Genomic DNA, 23,146 nt, shown 5'->3' with positions numbered 1-23,146 from the left:
CAAGTCAATAAAAAAGCCGCCCCGGAGACCGGAGCGGCTTTTTGGGAAAAGGCGTTTCCGATCAGCGGCGCGGGCCGCGCGCCACGCGTTCGATCTCTTCACGCACGAGACGCTCAACCAGGGTCGGCAGATTGTCATCCAGCCACTCGCGCAGCATCGGGCGCAGCATGTCTTCGGCGATCTCATCGAGAGAACGCCGCTCGGCGCCATCGATGGCGGCAGCCAACTCTTCAAAGGAACGGGCGATTTGCAGTCCCGCGTCGTGCGAGAGCAATGCCGGCTGCTGCTCTTGCTCAGCGAGGTTCTGGATTGCTTCTTCCACGGCCGGTTCAACGACCGCGGGAACGAATACCTCGGGCACCTGGACCAGCGCCGGTAACGGCTCCATAGCCACTGGAGCCAGTTCGAAGGGGATTTCTACGGGCGGACGAACCGCGACGACCTTCGGCGCCGGCGCCGAGATAGGAGCAGTCACGGCCGCCTCGGAGTGTGCAGCAACTGGCGCAGAACCGGGCGCCTCGCGAGTAGCTTCCGGCGCTTCCATGCTCAGTTCCGCGCTCCTTGCTTCGGCTTGCCGCAAGGCTGGCGGCACGTCGCGCAACTGGGCAGTGTTGCGCTCCGACGCCGCGCGGACCCGCGCGGCGACATCGGCCAGCGACATGGCACGCGGCTGCGCTTCCGGCACGGGAGCCGAGCCTGCCGAATTGGCCGCAACGAAGCGTGGGTCAGACTGAGCAGCCGCTTCAGGGAATTCCACGCCAGCGTAGGCCTCGTCCACCGTCAAATGGATGTCCGAATCGCGAGCATCCTCATCAACGCCGTAAGCCGCCGGCAGCGATGCCGATAGCGCCCTGCCCGCGCCTGGGTCATTGCTCTCGATGATCTGGCGGATCGACGCCAGTATCTCTTCCATCGACGGTTCACGCGCTACGCTTGGCTGAGCCATATCTATCCCCGTTATTCCGAAAAACGACCGGATTGCGTGGAGTGGGCATCCGAATCACCCAGAGCTTAGGATAGCCGAGGATTGAAAAAAATCATCGCGAATCAAATGAATGATGCCATGCACAGCTTTTCTGACGCGGTTAGATTCTATCGCGGGAAACAAAACGGGCGCCTGAGGCGCCCGTCGAAAATCAATCATCGCAGCGTGGTTCAGAATACAAATTCGCGCGCCTTGGCGAAACCGGGAAGCGGCTTGACCGAAGCGTTGAAGTAGACGTTTTCGGAAATTGTGCCGCGCTCGCTCACGAAGACCTTGGCGCGTGCCGACCCGCCGTAGCCTTGAACGGTGACCAAACGCCCGCCGTCGCGGAGCTGCGACAGCAAGGAGGACGGAACTTCCTCGACCGAACCGCTGATAAAGATCAGGTCATAGGGAGCGCCCGACGGATTACCGGCATTGAGTGAACCGGCGACGATCGAAACGTTTGGGTAGCTCGCAAGATTGGTCTTGGCTTCCGCCGCCAGCGTTTCGTCCTCTTCTACCGCGACCACCGTGCCGGCAATCTGTGAAAAGAGGGCCGACACGTAGCCACTACCGGCGCCGATCTCGAGGACGACGTCATCCTTGGTAACCGCGGCGAGCTGCAGCAGCTTTGCAAGCGGCGACGGCTGCATGAGATAGCGTGCGGGCTTGCCCGCCGCTGCAGGACAGATTTCGACATCCCGATCGATATAGGCAAGCGGCTTTGCCTTCTCGGGAACAAAGGCCTCGCGCGGGACGGTGAGAAACGCCGTCAGCACGGAATGCGAGGTGACGTCCGTCGTGCGGAGCTGGTTGTCGACCATGTTTGCGCGTGCTGATTCAAAATTCATGTTGTCCTCTCGCCCGATAGAAGCGGCTTTGTCTGCACGTCTCTTAATCTCAGCACACTGGCCTTTCAAGGCTTCGCGAATGCGCATGACAAGAATTCGGGATGGCGCCGCTGCCCGCTGGCGCTCTTCGCAATCCTTCATGGAACAAACGCGCGCCCTGTGATATTATTGCAACCGGAGGAATAGAGGAGGAGCAGGCAATGCCTAACATCATCGAATATCTTTCGTTGTTCGACTTCTTCATCATCATCACGCTGGTCGGCATCTTTTGCTGCGGGCTTTTCGATCGTGAAACGAGCTGACTGACTTCAGGCTATTGTCAGTTTTTCGCCGGATAGTGTCGGTCCCTTGGGATTCGACGGACCGGACATGGCAATTAGACCAATTCTGCTGGGCAGCTTTTTCATTTGTGCGCTGCTCGGGATCATACTCCTCATTCCCTTTGTGAGAGGCGGCGCCCCGAATGTCGCGACAAACGGTGTGTCCCCGATGCCGTCGTTGCAGCGGATCAACTGAACTCGACGGCTCCAGCTTTGCCGGTGCCGCGATAGCCGGCAAGCTCTTTGGTGGCCGTCCCGGCCATTCGCGATGAGGTTCTTTTTAAGCAAGAACAAAGGACGAAACATACCTTTAAGCACCGGTTTCGATCATCAGACGAGACCTGTAGCGTGTCTGTGCCGATCTTGGAGCCTCCCCAGCCCCTCCCAGATCGGCAACCCGGCCGGGGCTTAAGACGGTCGCGGCCGGGGCCACTCGCCCCCGGAAAAGCTATTGCAGCTTGGTCTCTTCTTCCGTGTCGACCAGAATGCCGTGCCGTAAAGCCTCTTCCTTTGCCTCCTTCAGGGCCTCGTCGATCAGCATGACAAGCATTTCCGCATGTCGTTCGCGCTCCGCCATTTCTCGCGCCACGCTCAGGGCAAAGATCAGTTGCGGCATTTGGGTCGCCGGCATCGGAGGTGCTCCTAAGAACTCGCAATGAAAGATAGCGCCCTATCGAAAATTCGACAATCCGGTGATTTGCCTTGATAAACATGCACCAACGCTAGTGCCGTATGGATTGTCACTATAGGAATGGAAGAAACGCCAGCGGGCTTCGCCACCATGGACGGAAGGAGAGCGATCTCCCGCCTATATCGCCGAAGCTCATTAGAATAGTGAAACGAGGCGCCCGGAGAGGGTCGGCCACTGCGGCGACCCCCTCCAGCTTTGCCGGGACTGAAAACTACCCCCGCCCTGTCTGCCGCCGCGGCGGAATGGAGCCAATAGAGGGGGTCCGATGCCCTCAAAGCCCACCGTCCGTGGCAGACCAGCAAGAGAAACAATAGCGCCCTCGCAACGGTTATCCTAGACGGACCTAGGTCCTACTTCGATTGGAGTAAGCGAGGATAATTGCACGCTTGCAAACCGCATTCTTGCGCCGTTGAAGCCAGTAAAGATCACGTGACAGAATCGGGTCGCGGCGAACTGAGGGAGGCGTCAAACCCGCTGGCGAGAAGAGGGCCGAGGCATTACACTACGATCTGGCGGAACGCAGTCGAGTGCCGCTTCGTGGGACCGCATCGATGAGGAGGCGCAGGATGATCCGGACAATAGCAGCGATCGGTGCGATGGCAGCGCTTGTCGCGAGCTGCACGGCCGTTTCGGGCTCCTATCCATCGGAGGGTTACGCGCCTATTCCCGGCAGTATCACTTATGGCGGCCAGCCGCGAACGAAGCTGACGAAGGCGCCGATCGGCTCTTCTTTCCCGCATACGTTCACGGATCAGACGGGACGCACGGTCGAGGAAATCTATATCATTCAACCGGATCGAACTCTGCTGATTGCCCAACGGCACTATCGACCATTCTTTGCCTGGGACAGGAACCAATAGCGGGGTTTGGCGACCGCATGTCGCAGATTCGCCTCGCGGACTGAAAAATGATGAAATGGAAGGAAATTTGCCGCGCCTGAAGGCAAGACGCTTTCACTCGCGTCCGCGCCCGTAGCGGCTCTATTACCTTGAAACAGTAGGGAAATTTTGGAGGCCTCGCCCGGAATTGAACCGGGGTACAAGGATTTGCAGTCCTCTGCGTCACCACTCCGCCACGAGGCCTCACGACGCTTCGTCACCGAAGCGTTGGCGGGCATTTAGAATGAATAGAAATCGAGTGCAAGGGGGTTGTTGAAAAACCGACGGGATTTCGGATCGCACAACGTCGGTTTCCGTGGTCACTTTTAGTAAGGCGAATAGCACTGCCGCCGCGGACCGTAATACGGCTGATAGGTGTTGTCATATGCCCGGTAAGACCGGTAGCGGCTGTAACACCAATCGACGTGCGAATTACCCACCGGTCCAGCCTGCGGCTGCGACGCGATCAGACCGCCGATGATTGCACCGGCTGCAAGTCCGCCAATCAGTGCGCCAGCATCGTTGTCATGATGGCGGTAATAGCCATCGTGATAGCGGTTTCCGTAGTACCTATTTCCATAGCCGCCATGGCGGTAACCGCCACAACGATAGATGCTGCAGCGATCGAAGCCGCGGCTGTTTCTCACTCCGGAATCTCCGAAACCACCGCGGCTCTGAGCTGAATGCTCATCGCCGGAGTTCTCTGCAAAAGACGGACCGACGCCAGCCAGGCTTGTCGCAATCGCCAACACCAATACCGCAAGTTTCTTCATTCCAGCACCTTCTCATTTCCGGTATGCTTACGACACTTACGCCTACTTCCATAACGCAGGGCGCGGTCCAAGGTTCCTTGACGCAGGCCGGGCGCCAGTGCCGTCGTTCATTGATTCAAGATTTACGCCTCTTCGTCCACCAGACCGAGAAACGCCGCCGCATCCGGCGTACGAGATGAAGGTCGTGCGACAGCAGGATGAACCCGAGCGGCAGCATCCAGAAGCCGAGAACCGGCAGAAAACCCAGAACGCCGCCAAAGATCAGCAGCACCCCAATCGTCAGTCGGGCAATGCGCGACTGCGGCAACGGGATACTTATGGAGCCCAGAACGAGGCGACCGGTGGTGTGATCAATGCCAAAGCGCTTGGCGGTTCTTTTTCCCGTGGTATCATGTGTTTCAGTCATCGACTGGAGATGGGGTTATACAGAGCAAATACAAGCGGATGTCATTTTTTTGAAAAAACCGCTTGGCAAATCGGGCAAGCATTTGTATTAGGCCACTCACGCCGCGGCAAGCGGTGATCCCTGGTAGCTCAGCGGTAGAGCATTCGACTGTTAATCGACAGGTCGCCGGTTCGAATCCGGCCCGGGGAGCCAGTTTTCTCAGCGATTTGCTGAACTCTTACAAGAGCGGTTCGAGCTTCGAGCCGCTCTTTTCTTTTTCCGAGATCACCCGGGATCTTATCGACGGATGCGCCGCATCAAAGGGAAATAATGGTGCGTGATGCTGGCACCCGACTCCCTCCTACGCAACGCCCGCCAAGGTTTGGCAACTGACAAAAATCCGCGCCTTAGTGGATAAAAACTTCGGAACAACGCTTTTGCCGATGGGTTTTGCCCATGTCACCCAGACGAAAAACGACGACAAAAAGGAAGTTCCTATGCGTAGTCCGATGATAGTGGCGGCGATTTTTGCCGCGGGTCTGGCAACCTCTGCATTTGCCCAATCCAATCCTGATCCAATCGGTCCGACGAACGGCGGCTCGACAAATCCCAGCTCCAGCACCCAGTCGGGAGATTACACAAGCAGCGACAACGGCACTCACCCGATCGCTGTCGCGCCGGTCGATCCGACAACGACGCAGAGCATCACGCCCCAGCCCAAGGCAATGGACTGCCCGGGCATGCCACAGGCAAATTCGGGAGTGGACACGCGAGGTGGCGAGAGCGGTGCATCCATCAGCGACGCCTGCCGCGAATACGACAACTGATCTGACCTACCCTGTTTTCCGAAAGGGCCGGCTTGACCGGCCCTTTCGTTTGCGAGCGCGCGGAAAATTCCGCTTATAGGACTGAGAGATTTCAGATCCAAGCCTGCCGTTGTTCCGTAACAAGCAAAAACACTGGCACTTCACAGGTCTTCGGCCTGCACCCTGGCGGCCAGCGCTTCCTTCCGGCGCACTCCGACCGCCTGGGCGATGGTTCAAATTTGTCACTGGTCAGAGACTTTCGTTTCGGGTTAGACTGCGCCCCATGGGGTGGTGAGCGCTTCAAAGGGCTCTGCGAGTTTTGAAGTGAAGCAGGCTTCCGCGCTGAAAATATAGACGTCCGGTAGGTCGTCTTTGCGCGGAGTCGACGAGAGCGGATGGCGTCCGATCCGACAGATGACCTCCTGTCTGGCCGCCATCCGCCTCGTCGTTGCCTCTAGGTCCAGCTCACTCAGCAGGGTGCGCCACGGCCGGACGTCCGCGCTTCTTTAGCGGCCGTTCGCGCCAGCCAGTAAAGCGATTGACGAGCCAGAAATACAGAGCGTAGGGCAGAAGATTGATGAGCTTCATCATGTAGCTGAAGCGCTTCGGAAAGGTAACCTCGAAACTCTGAGACTTGAGACCCGCCGAAATCTGCTCGGAGGCTTCATCTACCGAGATTAATGACGGGAGGGGATATTCGCTCCCCTTCGTTGCTGGGGTGTCGACGAAACCCGGATTGATGAGCTGTATGCGGATACCCATCTTGTCGAGATCGAACTTCAGGCTCTCCGCCATATTGATCAAGGCGGCTTTCGTTGCGCCGTAAGCGGCGTTCGTCGGCAGGCCGCCATAGCCCGAAACGGACGAAACGATGGCGATTTGGCCCTGCCCCTTTGCCTTCATGTGTCGTACGGCGGGGATAAGGCAGTTCACAACGCCTTGCAGGTTGACCGCGAAACTCTTCTCGAAATCAACGAGCTTCAACTCCTCCGCATGCACAGGCAGATTGACGTCCGCATTGAAGACGGCCAGCGCCAGCGTGCCATGCTCGTATTCGATTGAAGCAAGGACATGCTCCATGTCTTCGGCGTTAGTGACGTCACCGTCGAGTACGATAATGCTGCCGGAAAGGTCTGACGCCTCGGCCTGCAACTCGGCAAGCTTTTCATGATCGCGAGCCGTCACCGCGACCTTGTACCCATCTCCCGCAAGCTTCAGTGCCAGCGCTCGCCCAATTCCAGAACTTGCGCCTGATATCCAAGCTATTCCATGTTCAGGACGAGCAACGAAAGCTTGCATGACATCTCCTCCGGGCCGTTCTTGTGAACGTCAAAAAGGTCCGGGAGCTCCTCGCCATCCCCCGGTTTCAACCCTTTTATCACCCCATTGTGGCTGCTTTCAGCCGATGAGGTCACCAATGAGCTGCCGGAAAGACCCAGTCAGCTTGACCGGAGCGTCAAGAACGATGAACGCGATACAGGGACGCTCCTTTTCGGCAATCGGCCGATGGTCGACGCTCTCGTCGGCAATTGAGATATCGCCAGGTCCGAAACGTCCGCGTGCATCATTGAACGCGCCGTCCAAGATCAAGGTGAGTTCCGTTCCCTTGTGTGTGTGTGCGGGCAGTGCCCGCCCCGGCCTGATCCACATCAGACTCGCCTCGCAGCCGTCGATATCCATGGAGTATTCCTTGAAGCCCGGCAGCTTCGTCTTCCACGGCACCGTATCGACGTCATAGCCGACCAAATTGCGAATCGCTCTCGGGAAGCCCCCACGGGAGGCCTGCAGATCGGTCGGCACATCCTCGGCAGGCGGCGCGGAGGCGAAGATAGCGGCGAGCCGTGCGTCGCGCTCGCTGATCGCAGCCTCCGAAATGTCTTCCAGGGCCTCGCCGCTCAGCGATTCAAGATCTCTCACCAGCCAGCGATGATCGGACTTCATTTCGAGATGCGATTCCACCAATACGCGTGCCGGCTCAGGAAGAGATCCGGCGACATAATGCGCCATCAATGCATCGACGGTGTCGATATGCTCGTGAACCATGAAGGCTTCGGTGGTTTCCGTTTTTGGGGATGCTTTGTCGTAATCCCTACGTTGAAAGTCAACCTTCAGATCACAAGGACGGTGGCGACCCGCTGTACCTCGACTTCTCCAGCCCGAAGGAAAGTCTAATTTTGTCACGGCGCTCAAAGGCATGGAATAGCATTTCTTGCCAACCTAGCCTTGTGAAGGGAAAAGACCGTTCCTAAACTAAGCGTTCAAAAGAGGCAGAGTCCATGACCGTTCATCCCTCCGTTTTAGAGGCAATCGGCAACACCCCCTTGATCAAGCTCAAGGGTGCGTCGGAAGCGACCGGCTGCACCATTCTCGGCAAAGCGGAATTTCTGAATCCCGGCCAGTCGGTGAAGGATCGCGCCGCGCTCTACATTATTCGCGACGCCGAGAAGAAGGGTCTGCTGAAGCCGGGCGGCGTTATCGTCGAGGGAACGGCCGGCAACACCGGCATCGGTTTGACGGTGGTGGCAAAGGCGCTCGGTTACCGAACCGTCATCGTTATCCCGGAGACTCAGAGTCAGGAAAAGAAGGAAGCGCTGAAGTTGCTCGGCGCTGAACTCGTCGAGGTCCCGGCGGTTCCCTACAGGAACCCGAACAACTATGTGAAGGTGTCCGGAAGGCTTGCCGAACAACTGGCCAAGACGGACCCGAACGGCGCGATCTGGGCGAACCAGTTTGACAACGTCGCCAATCGGCAGGCCCATATCGAAACGACGGCTCGCGAAATCTGGAACGACACGAACGGCAAGGTCGATGGCTTCATCTGCTCTGTTGGCTCGGGGGGGACGCTTGCGGGTGTCGCGGCCGGCCTCAAGGCATTTAGCAAGGACGTCAAGATCGGCCTTGCCGATCCCGACGGTGCCGCGCTCTATGAATTCTACAAGAACGGCGAACTAAAATCCGCTGGCTCATCGATCACCGAAGGGATCGGTCAGGGCCGGATCACGGCGAATCTGGAAGGCTTTACGCCCGACTTCGCCTACAGCATCTCGGATGCGGAGGCCCTGCCCTACGTCTTCGATCTCGTCGAACACGAGGGACTGTGCCTCGGCGGATCGACGGCGGTCAACATTGCCGGCGCCGTTCGGCTTGCCAGGGAACTCGGTCCCGGCCACACCATCTTGACGATCCTTGCCGACTACGGCAATCGCTATCAGTCGAAGCTCTTCAATCCCGACTTCCTGACGTCTAAGGGGCTGCCGATTCCCGCGTGGCTCACCAGGGCGCAAGAGATACAAATTCCATACGAACCAGCAGCGTGAGATCCTATGCCCGTCAATGCCCTCTATCGTGACGATTTCTATCTTTCGACATGCGAGGCGGTAGTAACCGCCGTTCACGAAGACGGTGGCATTGAGCTGGATCAAACCTGCTTCTACGCGACTTCAGGGGGCCAGCCGGGCGACACCGGTTTTCTCGAGCGGGCCGACGGCAGCAAAATCGCCCTAGGACAGACGAGGCACGGGGCCACCAAGGATATCGTCATCCACGTGCCGCTTGAAGGTGAGACGCAGCCGGGTCTCGGCGAAAGGCTGGTCCTGCATGTCGACTGGCCGCGCCGCTACAAGCTGATGCGGATGCACACCGCCTGTCACCTGCTTTCGGTCGTCTGTTCATACCCGATCACCGGCGCGGCTGTCGGCGAAGATGAGAGCCGTGTCGACTTCGACATGACCGAGACGATCGACAAGGACGGCGTAACCGAAAAACTGATGGAACTGGTGCGGCAGAACCATCCGGTTTACCTGCAGTGGATCACCGACGAAGAACTTGTGGCCAATCCCGGCATCGTCAAATCCAAGAATGTTCGCCCGCCGATCGGCCTCGGTCGGGTCAGCCTTGTCTGCATCGGCGAAAACTCTGCGATTGACAGTCAGCCCTGCGGCGGCACACATGTGTCCGAAACGCAGGAAGTCGGCCAGATTCACATTGCCAAGATCGAGAAGAAGGGCAAGGAAAACCGCCGCTTCCGTATTCGCTTCGGCGCTCCCGGCGACGAGGCCTGAGTTAGGGAGAGCAGAATGAGCGAAGAAAAGAGCCGTTTCGTCGTTTCGGCCGATTGGCTGCAGGCGGAACTGGGCAAGCCGGACTTGCGAATTCTGGACGCGTCCTTCTATCTGCCGGCACAGAAGCGCGATGCCGACGCAGAATACGCCGCCGGCCATATACCGGGCGCCGTCCGCTTCGATCAGGACAAGATCGCGGATCACTCCGTGCCACTGCCGCATACCATTCCGTCGCCGGAGCTTTTCGCAGGCGACGTTGGAAAACTCGGAATCGGCGAGAATGACCGTATCGTCGTCTATGATGGGATCGGGATGTTCGCATCGCCGCGAGTCTGGTGGCTGTTTCGCGTTATGGGCGCGCAAAATGTCTATGTACTCGACGGCGGCCTGGATGGATGGAAATCAGAAGGCCGTCCGCTTGAGACAAATGCGACGCAATACGAGCCGAAGATTTTCAAGCCGGCCTATGATGCCTCGAGAGTCGTCACTCTGGACACAATGCGAGACATCGTTGCCAACGGTGCCCTGCAGATAGCCGATGCCAGAAGCGCCGGCCGGTTCGCTGCGATCGAGCCCGAGCCCCGCGCTGGCATGCGTTCGGGTCATATGCCCGGCGCACGCAACCTGCCGTCGGGCGTTTTCGCCAGCCAGGGCCGCTTCAAGTCGCTGCCGGAACTCAAGCGGACAATCGAGGACGCGGGCATCGATCTGTCGAAGCCGGTCGTCACCTCCTGCGGCTCCGGCATCACCGCGGCGATTATTACGCTCGCGCTCGAATCGCTCGGCCACAGCGACAATAAACTCTACGACGGCTCATGGAGCGAATGGGGTGGGCGCGACGACACGCCTGTCGTCACTGGCCCGCCAGAACCGGTCAAAGCCTGACACGATGGTGAAGGGCCCTTCTTCGCTAAAAACCCACATCACGCGCCTGGAAATGACGGCACCGCCGAAGGCAAGCCTGCCGATGCCGATCAATATTCAGACAGCGATCATGCGGACCCCAGATATTCCGCTGCCCTTCTACCGCTATCTGTATCGCCAGGTCGGCGCCCGATGGCAGTGGGTGGATCGTTTGCGGATGACCGACGAGGATCTGGCCAAGACGCTGCACGACAAGCGCAACAATATCAGCGTGCTCTACGTCAACGGAGCGCCCGCGGGTTTCTATGAATATTTCCTCGAGGACGAGGACACCATCGAGCTCAGCCACTTCGGTCTGATCGAGCACGCCCTCGGCCTCGGAATCGGAAAGTGGTTCTTGCTGCAGGCGCTCTATGCGATCTGGACGGTCAATCCGAAGCGGGTGACGACGACCACCAACAATCTCGATCATCCGCGGGCCCTCCAGCTCTACCAGATGTTCGGTTTTTCTCCGGTCTCGACCGGTTTGGGCATTGTCCGACCGCTCAGCGACAAGGAATTGCTGGAGCTGGGTAAAAAGGGCTGGTGACCAGGCCGACAGAGTTCGACTGACGGCGTTTCGCAGGAATCGGGTGGCTTGTATCACGGTAAAGGCGCATCTGATGGCGATCAGCAAGGAGATCTGCCATGACCGACATCCACTTTTCCGCCATGCCCACCGCCGACGCGCAGAACCTTTGGAACGGTGGTACCGATGCCTACGGCTTCTTGCCCGAGACGATGGTCTCCGACGGTCCCGGCCACCCCTGCCGTCATTGCCTGAAGAATATAGACGCGGGCGAGGAACTGCTGGTTTTCGCCTACAGGCCGTTTCCCGAGCTTCAACCCTATGCGGAAACCGGCCCTGTTTTTCTCCATAAGGAGCTCTGTGAGCGCTACGCCGCCGAAGAGGTGCTACCGCCGGTACTTACCAGCCCCGATTTCATTGTGCGCGGCTACAATGCCGAAAATCGCATCGTCTACGGCACCGGGGCAGTGACTCTGACGCCAGATATCCGCTCCTATGCCGCCGAACTTCTCGAGCGGCCGGAAATCGCCTACGTGCATGTGCGCTCGGCTCGCAACAACTGCTATCAGTGCCGCATCGACAGATAACGGAAAAAGGGCTGGTCGCACGAGAATGCGACCAGCCCAAACTCACCTAACGTGATGCAGCTTACGCTACGTTCAATACGCTTTCCGGTGCGTAGGCTTCATAGCCCAGTGCCTCGGCCACCGGCTTGTTTGTGACGCGGCCTTTATGGATGTTGAGGCCATTGCGCAGGTGGCGATCCTCCGCAATCGCGCGCAGTCCGCGGTCAGCCAGCGCCAGGCCGTAAACGAGCGTCGCATTGTTCAAGGCGTGCGCCGAGGTGACCGGCACTGCGCCGGGCATATTGGCCACGCAATAATGCACGACATCGTCAACCACGTAGGTCGGCTCCGAATGGGTCGTTGCATGCGACGTCTCGAAGCAGCCGCCCTGATCGATGGCAACGTCGACGATGACAGATCCCTTCTTCATGGCCGACAGCATTTCGCGAGTGACAAGCTTCGGTGCAGCAGCGCCCGGAATGAGGACGGCGCCGATGACGAGGTCTGCCGAGAACACTTCTTCTTCCAATGCCTGAATGCTGGAATAACGGGTATGAACACGACCGCCGAAGATATCGTCAAGCTGGCGCAAGCGCGGCAAAGACTTGTCGAGGATACTGACATCCGCACCGAGGCCCGCGGCCATTCGTGCAGCGTGCAAGCCGACGACGCCGCCGCCGATGACCGTAACCTTCGCCGGCAAAACGCCGGGGACGCCACCAAGGAGGATCCCAAGGCCGCCATTGGCCTTCTGCAGTGCTGTCGCACCCGCCTGGATCGACAGACGTCCGGCGACTTCGGACATCGGAGCCAGGAGTGGCAGACCGCCGCGATCGTCCGTTACGGTCTCGTAGGCAACGGCGGTAACGCCCGAGGCAAGGAGGCCCTTGGTTTGTTCCGGATCCGGCGCGAGGTGTAGATAGGTATAGAGAATCTGGCCATCGCGAAGTTGCGCCCACTCGGAGGGCTGCGGCTCCTTGACCTTTACGATCATGTCGCACTTTTCGAAGATGTCCTTGGCTGAGGCGGCAATCTTTGCGCCAGCGGCCATGTAGGCGGCATCGTCGGCCCCAATGCCGGCGCCTGCCTTGGTTTCAACCCAGACCTCGTGGCCGTGGGCGACATATTCACGAACAGATGCAGGTGTCAGGCCGACACGATATTCATGGTTCTTGATTTCCTTCGGGCAACCGACACGCATAAGCGTTCCTCTCACGTTATATCCGCTTGGCGGAGTGTTTTTGACGGGCAAATCCAACCACCACAGACGTGAAATGTCCTTGCAAAGAAGGTTTGCACTGATGCTGATTTTCGAAGAATATTGCGAATTCGCGCAAATAATCGAAAGTTCTTCGAATGTCCGAACTCGACGCCATTGATCTTGCGATTCTGAAGTCTCTTCAATCCAATGCCCGCATGACCAATGCCGACCTCGCGGCGAAGGTTGGATTATCGGCATCGGCCTGTTCCCGCCGGCTTGATATCCTGGAGAAGAGCAGCGTCATCAGCGGCTATCACGCGCACGTAACGCCCAAGGCGCTCGACTACAAGATGATAGCGATCGTGCACATCTCGCTATCCGGCCAGTTTGCCAAGACACTCTCCGAATTCGAGGCAGCGGTGAAACGCTGTCCGAACGTCTTGGTCTGTTACCTGATGTCGGGCGAATACGACTACATTCTCCGCGTCGCCGCTCGTGACCTCGAAGACTACGAGCGTATTCATCGCGACTGGCTGTCGGCGCTTCCGCACGTCGTGAAGATCAATTCGAGCTTCGCCCTGCGGGAAGTTATCGATAGGCCAAATGTCGGGCTTTGAGGCTTTGACAGCAAGGCAAAATCGGCAGACAGTCCGCACCGAAGCTACGGCTTCGCTATCTCCCGCTTGATCCCCCGCAGTAAGACGTACGCATGAAATCCAAGACCCAAGGCTATATGTTCGTCCTGCTGGCGATCACCATTTTCTCGTTGCAGGACGGCATCTCGAAGCATCTCGCATCCGCCTACCCGCCTGTGTTCGTCACCATGATCCGCTATTGGGCATTTGCCGCCTTCACCATTGCGCTCGCGGCAAAGATGAGGGGTGGCCTGAAGGAGACGGCCAAGACGAAGAGACCGCTACTACAGGTGATCAGAGGCATTCTGCTGGCCGCTCAGGTCGTCGTCGTCATCAACTGCTTTGCCTTGATCGGCCTAGCGCATTCGCAGGCGATCTTCTCGGCCACTCCAATTCTGATCGCTCTGCTCTCGATGCCCATTCTTGGCGAGCGCGTCGGCTGGCGCCGCTGGACGGCAATCGCGGCAGGCCTGGTCGGCGTGCTGTTTATTCTGAAGCCGGAAGGCGAATTCTTCGACGTCAAGCTCCTGCTTGCCGTCTTCTCCTGCTTCCTGTTCGCCTTCTATGTCATAGCCACACGCCTCGTCAGTCGGGACGACTCGGCGATGACGAGTTTCTTCTATACGGGCGTCGTCGGCGGTATCGCCATGACGCTCGTCGGCCCTTTCTACTGGACATGGATGTCGGGTTGGGACTGGGGATGGATGGCGCTTGTCTGTATGACGAGCATATCGAGCCACTACTTCCTGATCCGCGCCTATGACATGCTCGATGCTGCCGCGGTGCAACCGCTGACATATTTGCAGCTTGTCTATGCGTCGATCATCGGCGTCGTGATCTACAACGAGAAGCTGAGCCTCACCATGATTATCGGCTCTTTCATTGTCGTTGCAGCAGGCATTTTCACCGTATGGCGGGAACATGTTGTTGCCCGTCGGTCACGTTTGCAACCACCGTCCTCGCAATTTTAGATCGAGCTGTTAAAGTATTCTCAACGGTCGCCCCGTAGAATTCACCTGTATGTTTCTTGTGGAGCGTAGCATGCAGAACAATCTGAATATTATCACTCGCAAGGCCGAGCGGAAGTCTTGCCGCATATTCGGCAAGGTCCGCTATCTTACGAAAGAAGTGGATGCGCGCATCCTGGATATGTCGACAAGCGGTATGGCCGTCGAAATCCGCTCGCCCATTCATGCCTCCTCCGGCAGCCGCATACAGATCCTTGCCGACGATCTCGGAACGCTGCACGGCATCATCCGCTGGAGCCACAACGGCCGCCTCGGAATTCAGTTCGATCCGAACTCGAATGCCCGCGCGCAGGTCGCGTCCTATTTCCGCTTCTTCCACAAGGAAGTGAAACCGGTCCTGAAGCGATAATTGCCCTGTCATTTTCAGGGTTTACTCCTTCGCAAATCATCCTAGTCTCGCCTGCGGGCCGGGCGTCGCGTGATTTTCGAAGGAGTTTTCATGTCATCCATTCTGGATCTGCCGCCAATGACCCGCCGCTCGTTGCTTGGCGGTCTTGCTGCCACGTCAGCACTCATATTGCTTCACCCCTTCAGCGCCCGTGCGGCCGCCAATCAGGCGCATCTTCGCCTGATGGAAACAACCGACATTCACGTCAATGTCTTTCCCTACGACTACTATGCTGACAAGCCGAACGACACGATGGGCTTGGCGCGCACTGCGACGATCATCGACACTATCCGGGCGGAAGCTGCCAACTCACTGCTGATCGACAATGGTGACGTCCTGCAGGGCAACCCGATGGGCGACTACATGGCCTATCAAAGAGGGATGAAAGATGGCGACGTGCATCCCGTCATCAAGGCGATGAACACGCTCGGCTACACCGTAGGCACGCTCGGTAACCACGAATTCAACTACGGCCTCGATTTCATGTTCAAGGTCCTGAACGGGGCAAATTTTCCGTTCGTTTGCGCAAACCTGACCAAAGGCAAGCTTGCCTCCGATCCGACCAAGGATGAACTGTTTTTCAAGCCCTATCTCATCGTCGAGAAGGCGATCAGGGACGGCGCGGGCAACGAGAGCCCGGTCAAGGTCGGCTTCATCGGCTTCGTGCCGCCGCAGATCATGCTGTGGGATATCAAAAACCTTGAAGGCAGAGCGCAGACGCGCGACATCGTCGAGGCAGCCAAAGCGTGGGTACCGGTCATGAGGCAGGAAGGCGCCGACATCGTGATCGCGCTTTCGCATTCCGGCATCGACGGTACAGCCCCGTCGGAGAAAATGGAAAATGCATCGCTGCACCTTGCCGCGGTCGATGGGATCGACGCGATCTTCACAGGGCATCAGCATCTGGTTTTCCCCGGCCCGAAAACCTGGGACGGCATTCAGAACGCGGATCCCGCAAAGGGCACGTTGCATGGCAAGCCCGCCGTCATGGCCGGTTTCTGGGGATCGCATCTTGGCCTTATCGATCTCTTGCTGGAAAAGGATGGCAAGGGCTGGCGGATCGTCGACTTCACCTCGGAAGCACGGCCGATCTACCATCGCGACGACAAGAAGAAAGTCGTCGCCGACGTGGCCGACAAGACGGACGTGATCGAGGCCGCGAAGGCTGAGCACGAAGCCACCCTCGCCTATGTGCGCACCCCGGTCGGCAAGACGTCGGCGCCGCTCTATTCCTATTTCGCCCTCGTCGCCGACGACCCGTCTGTCCAGATCGTTAGCCAGGCCCAGACCTGGTATATCAAGCAGATGCTAGATGACACGGAATACAAGGATCTGCCGGTGCTCTCGGCTGCAGCGCCGTTCAAGGCCGGCGGTCGAGGGGGCGCGGACTACTATACCGACGTACCCGCCGGCGATATCGCGATCAAGAACGTCGCCGACCTCTACCTTTACCCCAACACGGTTCAGGCGGTCGTCATTACCGGCGAGCAGGTGAAGAACTGGCTGGAAATGTCAGCCGCCATGTTCAACGAGGTAAAGCCGGGATCGCAGGACGCCGAGCTGCTGAACAACGCCTTCCCGTCCTATAACTTCGATGTGATCGACGGCGTCGTCTACCAGATCGACCTGTCGCAGCCGCGCAGGTTCGATGATGATGGCAAACTGATCAATGCCGATGCGAACCGAATCCAGAATCTCCAATTCGGCGGCAAGCCGATTGATCTCACCCAGAAATTCGTCGTCGTCACCAACAACTACCGCGCCGGTGGTGGCGGCAAGTTTCCGGAAATCGCCGCAGACAAGGTCGTCTTCCAAGCGCCGGACACAAACCGTGACGTCATCGTCCGCTTCGTGCACGAGGAGGGTACGATCAATCCATCGGCCGACGGCAACTGGACCTTCAAACCGCTCCCAGGGACGACGGCAGTCTTCCAGAGCGGTCCAAAGGCCAAGCAATACCTCGCGGACGTCAAGAGTGTGAAGATCGAGGATGCCGGGGAAGGCACCGACGGCTTCGCCAAGTTCCGGCTGATCCTCTAGAGATTGTGATCGGTGGCGAGGCGCTGATGCCTCGCCTACTCCGCCGCGACAGAGAGGTCGCGCGCGGCATATTCCGCCATCTGAGCGGTGAAGTCGGCTTGACTGGGGCATTGCGAAAGCCTGGACCGAAACGCGTCGATCATCCAGGTCGCCGCCGGCCCGGGTGGCGTCGAGATTCGCCGCATCGCGTAGATCGGGTACTCACCCTGCTCATAGGCCTGCAGATCAAGGTGAACCAGCGCTCCACTTCTCAGTTCATCGCGGATGAGCGACGCCGGCAAACCACCCCAGCCGAGACCACCCCGGATCAGCGAGTGCTTGGTCGCGATATCGCTGACGCGCCACGTCTTATACGAGAGCACATTGAAATCGCGGCCCTTCGTCAGTCCCGACGCGTCTGTCACGACAAGTTGGGTCTCTTCGCGCACGTCGGCGAGCGTCAGCGGCCGGCCGATCCGCGCCAAGGGATGAGTGCTCGATACCACAGGCATCATGAAGGAATGACCGATGCGCTCGGTCGCAAGCAAGTCATGCTGTTGGAGGATCGCCCCCCCTATCCCGACAGTCGCCTTGCCGTTCGAAACCAGATCCATCACGACGCCCAGTTCACCGACAGCCAGATTGAGAGCCACGGATGGAAACTCGTCACGGAACTCGCGCAGGACTTCGACCACCGCCTGCGACGGCACCATGACGCTGATGGCCACCGAAACCTCGGCCTCCAGCCCTTCCTTCAGCCCCTTCACACGGGCGCGCATCACCTCTAGGTCGGCAACGAGGCGCCGCGCATCTTCGAGAAGCGCCTTGCCGGCCTCCGTCAGTTTCGGTTGCCGCGCGCCCGAACGCTCGAAAAGCGGCACCTCAAGTTGCGCCTCAAGGTTGGCAATGGTGTAGCTGATGACCGATTGTGCGCGATTGAGCGTGCGTGAAGCGGCCGAAAAGCTGCCCGTTTCCGCAACGGTGAGGAACACTTGCAACTGGTCCAGTGTGGGGTTTGGAAGCATCTTCCATCCAATCTATCGATGATTTCGATCGACATTATCACAGTTTTTTCGATAATCGGCCACCCCTATTTTCTGTCTCGAACCACCGGCTCGACGCTCCCTAGACGAGCCGCAGACCCCAATTCGAGAGGAAATTCAATCATGTCGTCCATTCTGCTCCTGACTTCCAGCCCGCGTGTTGACTCGCTTTCCACCACCATCGCAGCTGACCTTGTCGAAAAGATCAAGGCTCAGCAGCCGGGCAGTGTCGTCGTCCGTCGCGACCTCGCCTCCAACCCGCTGCCGCACATCGACGATCTCTTCACCGCAGCCATCCGCAAGCCGGCCGATGACCGCACCGCCGCCGAAGCGGCAGCTGTGAAGACGTCGGACGAACTCGTCGCCGAACTGCTTGCAGCTGATACGATCGTCATCGGTACCGGCCTCATCAACTTCAACATCTATTCGTCGCTGAAGACCTGGATCGACAACGTCGCCCGCGCCGGCCTGACCTTCAAGTACACCGAAAGCGGCCCGGTTGGCCTTGCCACCGGCAAGAAGGTCTACGTCGTCCTTGCCTCCGGCGGTGTCTACTCGCAGGGTCCGGCGGCCGGCATGAACCATGCTGTTCCGTACCTGAAGTCGGTCCTCGGCTTCCTCGGCATCGCCGACATCGAGACGATCTATGTCGAAGGCCTCGCATTTGGTGCGGAAGCTGCCGAGAAGGCAATTGGCGCCGCCAAGGCCCGCGCCGAGGAAATAGCCCTCGCCGCCTAATCGGGGTCGAGACTGCCATCGAAACGGCCGGTTCTAGCCGGCCGTTTTCATTTGGCGCCGAGCTCGTTCACAAAAGCCCTGGCGGTATCGAGTATCTCACCGGCCAGGGTTTCGTCGTTCGCTATCCGTGCAAGCCCGAGTGCGCCGGTCATGAGGCAGGACAGGATGATCGCCTTGCGGCGCCCCTCCGCTTCGTCCGCCGCCTTTATGCGTGCCTGCATATTGCGCAAGTTCGTCTGCATCTGATCGGTTGCCAGTGACCGACACCTCTCGCCGCCGCGCGCTATGTCAGCGGTGAGAGCGGCGAACGGGCATCCTCCAGCCGTATCGTCCCGATGCTCGCGGCTCAGATAGCTCGCCGCATATTCCTCAAGTGGAATGTCTGCCGGAGCCCGGCCCTCTGACCGCACCTTCTCGGTCCAGGCACCAAAAGCAGATTGCATAGCCTCTGCCACCAGCTCGTCACGCGAGGCAAAATGCTTGTAGAAGCCGCCGACCGTGAGCCCCGCTTCCTTCATCAGGTCCGCGACGCCGACGCCTTCCAGCCCCTTCTCTCGCAACCGCTTCGAGGCGATCTCGACGATCCTCTCATGCGTCTTGCGCTTGTCCATCTGTGAGTGACCCATGAAAATCCATCCTGAAACCAGTTGACATATAAAGATTACGATCATAATCCTTCTAGATATCAATCGTAATCCAGATCGGGTATTTTTCCAAGAGGAGTCATCCAATGCGCCTAAAGAACAAGGTCGCCCTCATCACCGGCGGAAACAGCGGCATCGGTCTTGCGACCGCCAAGGTCTTCCTCGACGAGGGGGCCAAGGTCGTGATCACAGGCCGCAACGCCGAGACTCTCGCCGCTGCCGAAAACGCTCTGGGCGGCAACGTGCTCACGCTGAAGCTCGATGTCACAGACGTCGCGGCCACGGAGCGCGCTTTTGCGGAAGCCGCCGAAAAGGTCGGCAAGTTCGATGTCCTCTTTGCAAATGCTGGCATCGCCGGCGCGACGCCGCTCGGCACTACGTCGCTCGAGCAGTTCAATGCCATCATCAATACCAACCTGACCGCAGTGTTCTTTACGGTCCAGTCGGCGCTGCCACATCTCAACGACGGCGGTTCTGTCATTCTCAATGGATCGGTGCATGCCGTACTGGGCGCGCCCGGCTGGTCAGCCTATGCTGCCACCAAAGGTGCGGTGCGTGCCATGACCCGCAATATGGCCTCAGAGCTTGCGCCACGCGGCATCCGCGTCAATCAGGTGACGCCTGGCGGCACCAAGACGCCGATTTGGCAACCGCTGGCATCCACGGCCGACGCGATGTCCGGGCTCGAAGCTCGACTGGGCGGCATGAGCCTTCTCGGACGGATGAGCGAAGCGGAGGAAATCGCCAAGGCCGTGCTCTATTTCGCTTCAAGCGACTCGTCCAACGTGACGGGAATCGAGATCGTCGTTGACGGCGGTGCCACGAGCGCACCTTCGGGCGCCAAGATGTTTCGTGCAGGGTGATCGCCAGTTTCCCATGTCGTTGGTATCGGACTTTCTCGCGCCGATACCGACGGCGAACACCGCGGATACTGGGACTATTGAGTTGGGCGGAATGCGATTCGCCAGGTACCAAAACCCTGCGTAGACGCGGATTGGACCCGAAGAAGCGGATCAGACCTGCCGAACTTTTGCGCCATCGCTGAATAGCGACGGGCCATTCTGATCGATGATCTGCTGCGCCTTGCGCACCGTGCACTCGATCGCGTCATCCGACGAGCCGAACATGTCAGCACGGATGAAGTTGCGAACGAGAACCTCTCCACCGACGGCCTTCTCAATGCGTCCCGCAAGGCGATACTGACCGCCCTCCTTCTGGGGTTCCGCGTAGATCGTGCAGTCCCCATAGAGCTGAGGCTCGGACGAGGCGCCTGCCGGGGCATCAGTCGATTTGCCGCCGCCTGAAAACATTGAGAAAATGCTGGAGAAGATCGAAGCCATGTTTCGCCTTACCATGCCGGCCCGTGCCGGAAAAGCTAAATGATGAGGTTTGCGAGGATCTCGTTTTCGGTGATGTCCTCGAAGCCGATGGCAGCCTTTTCGAAGTTTGCGATCAGCTGCGCGAAATTCTCCGGCGCCTTGGTTTCGATGCCGATCAGCACCGAGCCGAAATTGCGAGCCGTCTTCTTCAGATATTCGAACCTGGCGATATCGTCGTCCGGGCCAAGCAGGTTCAGGAAGTCACGCAACGCACCCGGACGCTGCGGCATCCGCAAGATGAAGTACTTCTTCAAGCCGGCATAGCGCATGGCGCGCTCCTTCACATCCGGAAGGCGTTCGAAATCGAAGTTGCCGCCGGATACGACGGCGATGACCGTCTTGCCTCTCAAGGCATTCGGGTCCATCGCCGCAATCGCGGTCAGCGACAACGCGCCTGCCGGTTCGAGCACGACGCCTTCCACATTGAGCATCTCGCCAATGGTCACGCAGATGGCGTTTTCCGGCATCAGCATGACCTGTTCGGCCGGGAAAGCTTCCAAGGCTGCGAAGTTCAGGTCACCGATCCGCGCCACGGCGGCGCCATCGACGAAATTGTCAACTTTGGTGAGCGTCACCAAGTGCCCTGCCTCTATGCTTCTCTTCAGGCTCGGTGCCCCTGCCGGCTCCGTGAAGATGAAGCCGGACTTAGGCAGAATGCCGTCGAGGTAGCCGGTGATGCCTGCAGCGAGACCACCGCCGCCGACCGGCATGACAATGATGTCAGGTACCGTCCCGTCAGGGAGTTGCTGGAGGATTTCCGCGGCAACCGTTGCCTGGCCCTCGATGATGTCTGGGTGATCGAAAGGCGGCACCATGACGCCGTCGATCGCCTCGACGTGGTCGCGCGCGGCCTGGTAGCATTGATCGAAAAAATCGCCTGTCAGCTTGATGGTGATGAACTCCGCCCCGAATATGCGGGTCTTGTCGATCTTCTGCTGCGGCGTCGTCACCGGCATGAAAACAACGCCGGGCACGCCAAAATGCCGGCAGACGAAGGCAAAGCCCTGAGCATGATTGCCGGCCGAGGCGCATACGAAGGTCCTGTTGCCGGCACCCTCCGCGATCGCCTTGCGGAAGAAATTGAACGCCCCGCGAATCTTGTAGGAGCGTACCGGCGACAGATCTTCGCGCTTTAGCCAGATATCGGCGCCATAACGCGCCGACAGATGTTCGTTCAGCTGCAGTGGCGTTGCTGGAAAGAGGCTACGCATCGCCGTCTCGGCGCTCTCGACATCCTGTCTGGTCACGGTCATTCGTCTATTCCTGTTGCCGTTCCGCTATCGCACAAGCGGACTGTGGGAAAAAGCCCATATCGGCCGATATTGTTTACTCAGCCGCTCATCTTTTCGAGCAACCCTGAAGGCGATGCAATAACGCAATTGTGCGCTACCAATTCACCCGAGATGAGGCTACATCGCCGCAATGATCTCAAGTAAATTTGCACGACCGATTGCCTGGCTGCTTCTCGTGGCGATTATTTTCGTCACGCTGTCGCCGATCGCGCTGCGGCCACATACGGTGACCTCGGTCAATCTCGACCGCGCTTTGGCCTACTCGCTCGTTGGTTTCATGTTCGCGATTGCCTATCCTCGGCAGTGGATAGCAGTTGCCTTTCTCCTGGTTGCCGGCGCCTTGGCGATTGAATATCTGCAATATCTGTCTCCAACGCGCCACGCCCGTCTGCACGATGCTGCCGTGAAGATACTCGGCGCATCCGTCGGCGTTTCGATCGGTTGCCTATTGAACAAGATCCGCATCATCAAGTCGGCAGCAAGCCCTTCGCGACCGTGACACAACCTAGTGCTCTTGACTGAATCGCATCAGTCGTTGAAGGAGGAGCCTGCGCGAGCGTGGCGAAACTGGTAGACGCAAGGGACTTAAAATCCCTCGACTTCGGTCATACGGGTTCGATCCCCGTCGCTCGCACCATATTGAAATCATTTGATCGACTTTGTTGTCCTTCGCAGCGCCCTTTTTGCTTAGGGGCGCTCAGGGATACCAAATGCGTAGAAGCGTCATCGGTCCGTTCGGCTTGGGGCGCTTTCCACGATCCAACCGCCATGATGGCATCTGCATGCCGCTGCGTCTCCCTTCTTGCCCCGCTATTCCTCTCTGAATGCCTTCATCATTTGGTCGGTGAATGGCTTGAGGAGGTATGAGAGGGCGGTTCGCTCGGCGGTCTGGACGAAGACCTCGACGGGCATTCCGGGGATGAGCTTGTTGTCCTTGAGGAGGTTCTGGTCGTTAAGCGACAGGGAGGCGAGGTAGTAGGGCTGGCCGGTGGCGCGATCGAGGGTGGTTGCGGCGGCGACGACGTCGACCTTGCCGTGGAGTTCCGGGG

General features: G+C 58.7%; 27 protein-coding genes, 3 tRNA genes and 1 pseudogene. 17 read left to right on the top strand and 14 right to left on the bottom strand.

Annotated elements, in window-relative coordinates; all coding sequences use genetic code 11:
- Positions 1–61: 61 nt before the first annotated feature.
- Entirely contained in the window at positions 62–946 is an 885-nt protein-coding gene (locus tag FHT76_RS34680) for a DUF2497 domain-containing protein (protein ID WP_183864128.1), read from the bottom strand.
- 209 nt (positions 947–1,155) lie between these two features.
- Positions 1,156–1,818 carry a protein-L-isoaspartate O-methyltransferase gene (locus tag FHT76_RS34675; RefSeq protein WP_183864127.1) on the bottom strand — a complete coding sequence of 221 codons (663 nt, stop codon included), beginning with the start codon at positions 1,816–1,818 and terminating at the stop codon, positions 1,156–1,158.
- A gap of 101 nt (positions 1,819–1,919) precedes the next feature.
- Here FHT76_RS34675 and FHT76_RS34670 point away from each other — a divergent pair, with 101 nt between their 5' ends.
- Positions 1,920–2,120, top strand: a complete 201-nt coding sequence (locus tag FHT76_RS34670; RefSeq protein ID WP_183757035.1) for a hypothetical protein — start codon at positions 1,920–1,922, stop codon at positions 2,118–2,120.
- 466 nt (positions 2,121–2,586) lie between these two features.
- Here the strand turns inward: FHT76_RS34670 and FHT76_RS34665 are convergent, their stop codons facing one another.
- Positions 2,587–2,769 carry a hypothetical protein gene (locus FHT76_RS34665; RefSeq protein WP_114712548.1) on the bottom strand — a complete coding sequence of 61 codons (183 nt, stop codon included), beginning with the start codon at positions 2,767–2,769 and terminating at the stop codon, positions 2,587–2,589.
- Between the two features lie 626 nt (positions 2,770–3,395).
- Here FHT76_RS34665 and FHT76_RS34660 point away from each other — a divergent pair.
- Positions 3,396–3,689 (top strand): hypothetical protein, encoded by a 294-nt coding sequence (locus tag FHT76_RS34660; protein WP_183757005.1) that lies wholly within the window; start codon positions 3,396–3,398, stop codon positions 3,687–3,689.
- Between the two features lie 148 nt (positions 3,690–3,837).
- Here the strand turns inward: FHT76_RS34660 and FHT76_RS34655 are convergent.
- The 3 genes from FHT76_RS34655 to FHT76_RS34645 form a co-directional block, all read right to left on the bottom strand.
- A tRNA-Cys gene (locus FHT76_RS34655) sits at positions 3,838–3,911 on the bottom strand.
- A 122-nt stretch (positions 3,912–4,033) separates the two neighbouring features.
- The gene (locus FHT76_RS34650) at positions 4,034–4,480 is read right to left on the bottom strand and encodes a BA14K family protein (protein ID WP_016553714.1); all 447 of its coding nucleotides are present in this window, start codon (positions 4,478–4,480) and stop codon (positions 4,034–4,036) included.
- 115 nt (positions 4,481–4,595) lie between these two features.
- The gene (locus tag FHT76_RS34645; RefSeq protein WP_246712710.1) at positions 4,596–4,886 is read right to left on the bottom strand and encodes a hypothetical protein; all 291 of its coding nucleotides are present in this window, start codon (positions 4,884–4,886) and stop codon (positions 4,596–4,598) included.
- A 117-nt stretch (positions 4,887–5,003) separates the two neighbouring features.
- Between FHT76_RS34645 and FHT76_RS34640 the strand changes: the two genes are divergently transcribed.
- Together FHT76_RS34640 and FHT76_RS34635 are read left to right on the top strand one after the other, a co-directional pair.
- Positions 5,004–5,078, top strand: a tRNA-Asn gene (locus tag FHT76_RS34640).
- 284 nt (positions 5,079–5,362) lie between these two features.
- Positions 5,363–5,692 carry a hypothetical protein gene (locus FHT76_RS34635; RefSeq protein WP_183864125.1) on the top strand — a complete coding sequence of 110 codons (330 nt, stop codon included), beginning with the start codon at positions 5,363–5,365 and terminating at the stop codon, positions 5,690–5,692.
- Positions 5,693–6,136: 444 nt separating this feature from the next.
- Here FHT76_RS34635 and FHT76_RS34630 read toward each other — a convergent pair whose 3' ends face one another.
- Both FHT76_RS34630 and FHT76_RS34625 read right to left on the bottom strand, forming a co-directional pair.
- The gene (locus FHT76_RS34630; RefSeq protein ID WP_183864124.1) at positions 6,137–6,970 is read right to left on the bottom strand and encodes an SDR family NAD(P)-dependent oxidoreductase; all 834 of its coding nucleotides are present in this window, start codon (positions 6,968–6,970) and stop codon (positions 6,137–6,139) included.
- A gap of 99 nt (positions 6,971–7,069) precedes the next feature.
- Entirely contained in the window at positions 7,070–7,714 is a 645-nt protein-coding gene (locus FHT76_RS34625) for a ChrR family anti-sigma-E factor (protein WP_183864123.1), read from the bottom strand.
- 233 nt (positions 7,715–7,947) lie between these two features.
- On the opposite strand from FHT76_RS34625, the gene FHT76_RS34620 reads away from it, so the two are divergent.
- The 5 genes from FHT76_RS34620 to FHT76_RS34600 all read left to right on the top strand — a co-directional run bounded on the left by FHT76_RS34620 (position 7,948) and on the right by FHT76_RS34600 (position 11,751).
- Positions 7,948–8,988, top strand: coding sequence for a cysteine synthase A (locus FHT76_RS34620; RefSeq protein ID WP_183864122.1), 1,041 nt, complete (start codon positions 7,948–7,950; stop codon positions 8,986–8,988).
- 6 nt (positions 8,989–8,994) lie between these two features.
- Positions 8,995–9,732 carry an alanyl-tRNA editing protein gene (locus FHT76_RS34615; protein WP_183864121.1) on the top strand — a complete coding sequence of 246 codons (738 nt, stop codon included), beginning with the start codon at positions 8,995–8,997 and terminating at the stop codon, positions 9,730–9,732.
- A 15-nt stretch (positions 9,733–9,747) separates the two neighbouring features.
- Entirely contained in the window at positions 9,748–10,617 is an 870-nt protein-coding gene (gene sseA / locus FHT76_RS34610; protein ID WP_259129637.1) for a 3-mercaptopyruvate sulfurtransferase, read from the top strand.
- A gap of 4 nt (positions 10,618–10,621) precedes the next feature.
- Positions 10,622–11,185, top strand: coding sequence for a GNAT family N-acetyltransferase (locus FHT76_RS34605; RefSeq protein ID WP_183864220.1), 564 nt, complete (start codon positions 10,622–10,624; stop codon positions 11,183–11,185).
- A 98-nt stretch (positions 11,186–11,283) separates the two neighbouring features.
- A complete protein-coding gene (locus tag FHT76_RS34600; RefSeq protein WP_183864119.1) occupies positions 11,284–11,751 on the top strand; it encodes a DUF1203 domain-containing protein in 468 nt (155 codons plus the stop codon).
- Positions 11,752–11,812: 61 nt separating this feature from the next.
- Here FHT76_RS34600 and ald read toward each other — a convergent pair whose 3' ends face one another.
- Positions 11,813–12,931 carry an alanine dehydrogenase gene (gene ald / locus FHT76_RS34595; RefSeq protein WP_183864219.1) on the bottom strand — a complete coding sequence of 373 codons (1,119 nt, stop codon included), beginning with the start codon at positions 12,929–12,931 and terminating at the stop codon, positions 11,813–11,815.
- A gap of 155 nt (positions 12,932–13,086) precedes the next feature.
- Here ald and FHT76_RS34590 point away from each other — a divergent pair, with 155 nt between their 5' ends.
- The 4 genes from FHT76_RS34590 to FHT76_RS34575 all read left to right on the top strand — a co-directional run bounded on the left by FHT76_RS34590 (position 13,087) and on the right by FHT76_RS34575 (position 17,022).
- On the top strand, positions 13,087–13,548 hold the full coding sequence (locus FHT76_RS34590; RefSeq protein ID WP_183864118.1) for an Lrp/AsnC family transcriptional regulator: 462 nt from the start codon (positions 13,087–13,089) through the stop codon (positions 13,546–13,548).
- Positions 13,549–13,640: 92 nt separating this feature from the next.
- Positions 13,641–14,537 (top strand): DMT family transporter, encoded by an 897-nt coding sequence (locus FHT76_RS34585; RefSeq protein ID WP_183864117.1) that lies wholly within the window; start codon positions 13,641–13,643, stop codon positions 14,535–14,537.
- 70 nt (positions 14,538–14,607) lie between these two features.
- Positions 14,608–14,943, top strand: coding sequence for a PilZ domain-containing protein (locus FHT76_RS34580; RefSeq protein ID WP_183757016.1), 336 nt, complete (start codon positions 14,608–14,610; stop codon positions 14,941–14,943).
- A gap of 90 nt (positions 14,944–15,033) precedes the next feature.
- Positions 15,034–17,022, top strand: a complete 1,989-nt coding sequence (locus FHT76_RS34575; protein WP_183864116.1) for a bifunctional 2',3'-cyclic-nucleotide 2'-phosphodiesterase/3'-nucleotidase — start codon at positions 15,034–15,036, stop codon at positions 17,020–17,022.
- Positions 17,023–17,057: 35 nt separating this feature from the next.
- Here FHT76_RS34575 and FHT76_RS34570 read toward each other — a convergent pair whose 3' ends face one another.
- Positions 17,058–18,026 carry a LysR family transcriptional regulator gene (locus FHT76_RS34570; RefSeq protein ID WP_183864115.1) on the bottom strand — a complete coding sequence of 323 codons (969 nt, stop codon included), beginning with the start codon at positions 18,024–18,026 and terminating at the stop codon, positions 17,058–17,060.
- Between the two features lie 141 nt (positions 18,027–18,167).
- Here FHT76_RS34570 and FHT76_RS34565 point away from each other — a divergent pair, with 141 nt between their 5' ends.
- Positions 18,168–18,782: an FMN-dependent NADH-azoreductase gene (locus FHT76_RS34565; protein WP_183864114.1), complete on the top strand. Its 615-nt coding sequence runs from the start codon at positions 18,168–18,170 to the stop codon at positions 18,780–18,782.
- Positions 18,783–18,829: 47 nt separating this feature from the next.
- Here FHT76_RS34565 and FHT76_RS34560 read toward each other — a convergent pair whose 3' ends face one another.
- Entirely contained in the window at positions 18,830–19,408 is a 579-nt protein-coding gene (locus FHT76_RS34560; protein ID WP_183864113.1) for a TetR/AcrR family transcriptional regulator, read from the bottom strand.
- Between the two features lie 104 nt (positions 19,409–19,512).
- On the opposite strand from FHT76_RS34560, the gene FHT76_RS34555 reads away from it, so the two are divergent.
- Entirely contained in the window at positions 19,513–20,289 is a 777-nt protein-coding gene (locus FHT76_RS34555) for an SDR family NAD(P)-dependent oxidoreductase (RefSeq protein ID WP_183864112.1), read from the top strand.
- A 150-nt stretch (positions 20,290–20,439) separates the two neighbouring features.
- Here the strand turns inward: FHT76_RS34555 and FHT76_RS34550 are convergent, their stop codons facing one another.
- On the bottom strand, positions 20,440–20,766 hold the full coding sequence (locus FHT76_RS34550; RefSeq protein WP_183864111.1) for an HlyU family transcriptional regulator: 327 nt from the start codon (positions 20,764–20,766) through the stop codon (positions 20,440–20,442).
- A 35-nt stretch (positions 20,767–20,801) separates the two neighbouring features.
- Positions 20,802–22,052: a threonine ammonia-lyase gene (gene ilvA, locus FHT76_RS34545; RefSeq protein ID WP_183864218.1), complete on the bottom strand. Its 1,251-nt coding sequence runs from the start codon at positions 22,050–22,052 to the stop codon at positions 20,802–20,804.
- Positions 22,053–22,227: 175 nt separating this feature from the next.
- On the opposite strand from ilvA, the gene FHT76_RS34540 reads away from it, so the two are divergent.
- Entirely contained in the window at positions 22,228–22,596 is a 369-nt protein-coding gene (locus tag FHT76_RS34540) for a VanZ family protein (RefSeq protein WP_183864110.1), read from the top strand.
- A 53-nt stretch (positions 22,597–22,649) separates the two neighbouring features.
- Positions 22,650–22,734, top strand: a tRNA-Leu gene (locus FHT76_RS34535).
- A 173-nt stretch (positions 22,735–22,907) separates the two neighbouring features.
- On the opposite strand, the pseudogene FHT76_RS34530 reads toward FHT76_RS34535, so the two are convergent.
- Positions 22,908–23,146: pseudogene (locus tag FHT76_RS34530) on the bottom strand (HlyD family type I secretion periplasmic adaptor subunit); the annotation flags it as partial.

The organism is Rhizobium sp. BK176, from assembly GCF_024808055.1.
The sequence above is the reverse complement of the archived record's forward strand: the minus strand, read 5'-3'. Positions and strand labels throughout refer to the sequence as shown.

Bases quoted from the DNA above. Each gene is read 5' to 3' on its own strand.
- FHT76_RS34680 (WP_183864128.1), bottom strand. From the start codon at position 946: ATGGCTCAGCCAAGCGTAGCGCGTGAACCGTCGATGGAAGAGATACTG.
- FHT76_RS34675 (WP_183864127.1), bottom strand. From the start codon at position 1,818: ATGAATTTTGAATCAGCACGCGCAAACATGGTCGACAACCAGCTCCGC.
- FHT76_RS34670 (WP_183757035.1), top strand. From the start codon at position 1,920: ATGGCGCCGCTGCCCGCTGGCGCTCTTCGCAATCCTTCATGGAACAAA.
- FHT76_RS34665 (WP_114712548.1), bottom strand. From the start codon at position 2,769: ATGCCGGCGACCCAAATGCCGCAACTGATCTTTGCCCTGAGCGTGGCG.
- FHT76_RS34660 (WP_183757005.1), top strand. From the start codon at position 3,396: ATGATCCGGACAATAGCAGCGATCGGTGCGATGGCAGCGCTTGTCGCG.
- FHT76_RS34650 (WP_016553714.1), bottom strand. From the start codon at position 4,480: ATGAAGAAACTTGCGGTATTGGTGTTGGCGATTGCGACAAGCCTGGCT.
- FHT76_RS34645 (WP_246712710.1), bottom strand. From the start codon at position 4,886: ATGACTGAAACACATGATACCACGGGAAAAAGAACCGCCAAGCGCTTT.
- FHT76_RS34635 (WP_183864125.1), top strand. From the start codon at position 5,363: ATGCGTAGTCCGATGATAGTGGCGGCGATTTTTGCCGCGGGTCTGGCA.
- FHT76_RS34630 (WP_183864124.1), bottom strand. From the start codon at position 6,970: ATGCAAGCTTTCGTTGCTCGTCCTGAACATGGAATAGCTTGGATATCA.
- FHT76_RS34625 (WP_183864123.1), bottom strand. From the start codon at position 7,714: ATGGTTCACGAGCATATCGACACCGTCGATGCATTGATGGCGCATTAT.
- FHT76_RS34620 (WP_183864122.1), top strand. From the start codon at position 7,948: ATGACCGTTCATCCCTCCGTTTTAGAGGCAATCGGCAACACCCCCTTG.
- FHT76_RS34615 (WP_183864121.1), top strand. From the start codon at position 8,995: ATGCCCGTCAATGCCCTCTATCGTGACGATTTCTATCTTTCGACATGC.
- sseA (WP_259129637.1), top strand. From the start codon at position 9,748: ATGAGCGAAGAAAAGAGCCGTTTCGTCGTTTCGGCCGATTGGCTGCAG.
- FHT76_RS34605 (WP_183864220.1), top strand. From the start codon at position 10,622: ATGGTGAAGGGCCCTTCTTCGCTAAAAACCCACATCACGCGCCTGGAA.
- FHT76_RS34600 (WP_183864119.1), top strand. From the start codon at position 11,284: ATGACCGACATCCACTTTTCCGCCATGCCCACCGCCGACGCGCAGAAC.
- ald (WP_183864219.1), bottom strand. From the start codon at position 12,931: ATGCGTGTCGGTTGCCCGAAGGAAATCAAGAACCATGAATATCGTGTC.
- FHT76_RS34590 (WP_183864118.1), top strand. From the start codon at position 13,087: ATGTCCGAACTCGACGCCATTGATCTTGCGATTCTGAAGTCTCTTCAA.
- FHT76_RS34585 (WP_183864117.1), top strand. From the start codon at position 13,641: ATGAAATCCAAGACCCAAGGCTATATGTTCGTCCTGCTGGCGATCACC.
- FHT76_RS34580 (WP_183757016.1), top strand. From the start codon at position 14,608: ATGCAGAACAATCTGAATATTATCACTCGCAAGGCCGAGCGGAAGTCT.
- FHT76_RS34575 (WP_183864116.1), top strand. From the start codon at position 15,034: ATGTCATCCATTCTGGATCTGCCGCCAATGACCCGCCGCTCGTTGCTT.
- FHT76_RS34570 (WP_183864115.1), bottom strand. From the start codon at position 18,026: ATGCTTCCAAACCCCACACTGGACCAGTTGCAAGTGTTCCTCACCGTT.
- FHT76_RS34565 (WP_183864114.1), top strand. From the start codon at position 18,168: ATGTCGTCCATTCTGCTCCTGACTTCCAGCCCGCGTGTTGACTCGCTT.
- FHT76_RS34560 (WP_183864113.1), bottom strand. From the start codon at position 19,408: ATGGGTCACTCACAGATGGACAAGCGCAAGACGCATGAGAGGATCGTC.
- FHT76_RS34555 (WP_183864112.1), top strand. From the start codon at position 19,513: ATGCGCCTAAAGAACAAGGTCGCCCTCATCACCGGCGGAAACAGCGGC.
- FHT76_RS34550 (WP_183864111.1), bottom strand. From the start codon at position 20,766: ATGGCTTCGATCTTCTCCAGCATTTTCTCAATGTTTTCAGGCGGCGGC.
- FHT76_RS34540 (WP_183864110.1), top strand. From the start codon at position 22,228: ATGATCTCAAGTAAATTTGCACGACCGATTGCCTGGCTGCTTCTCGTG.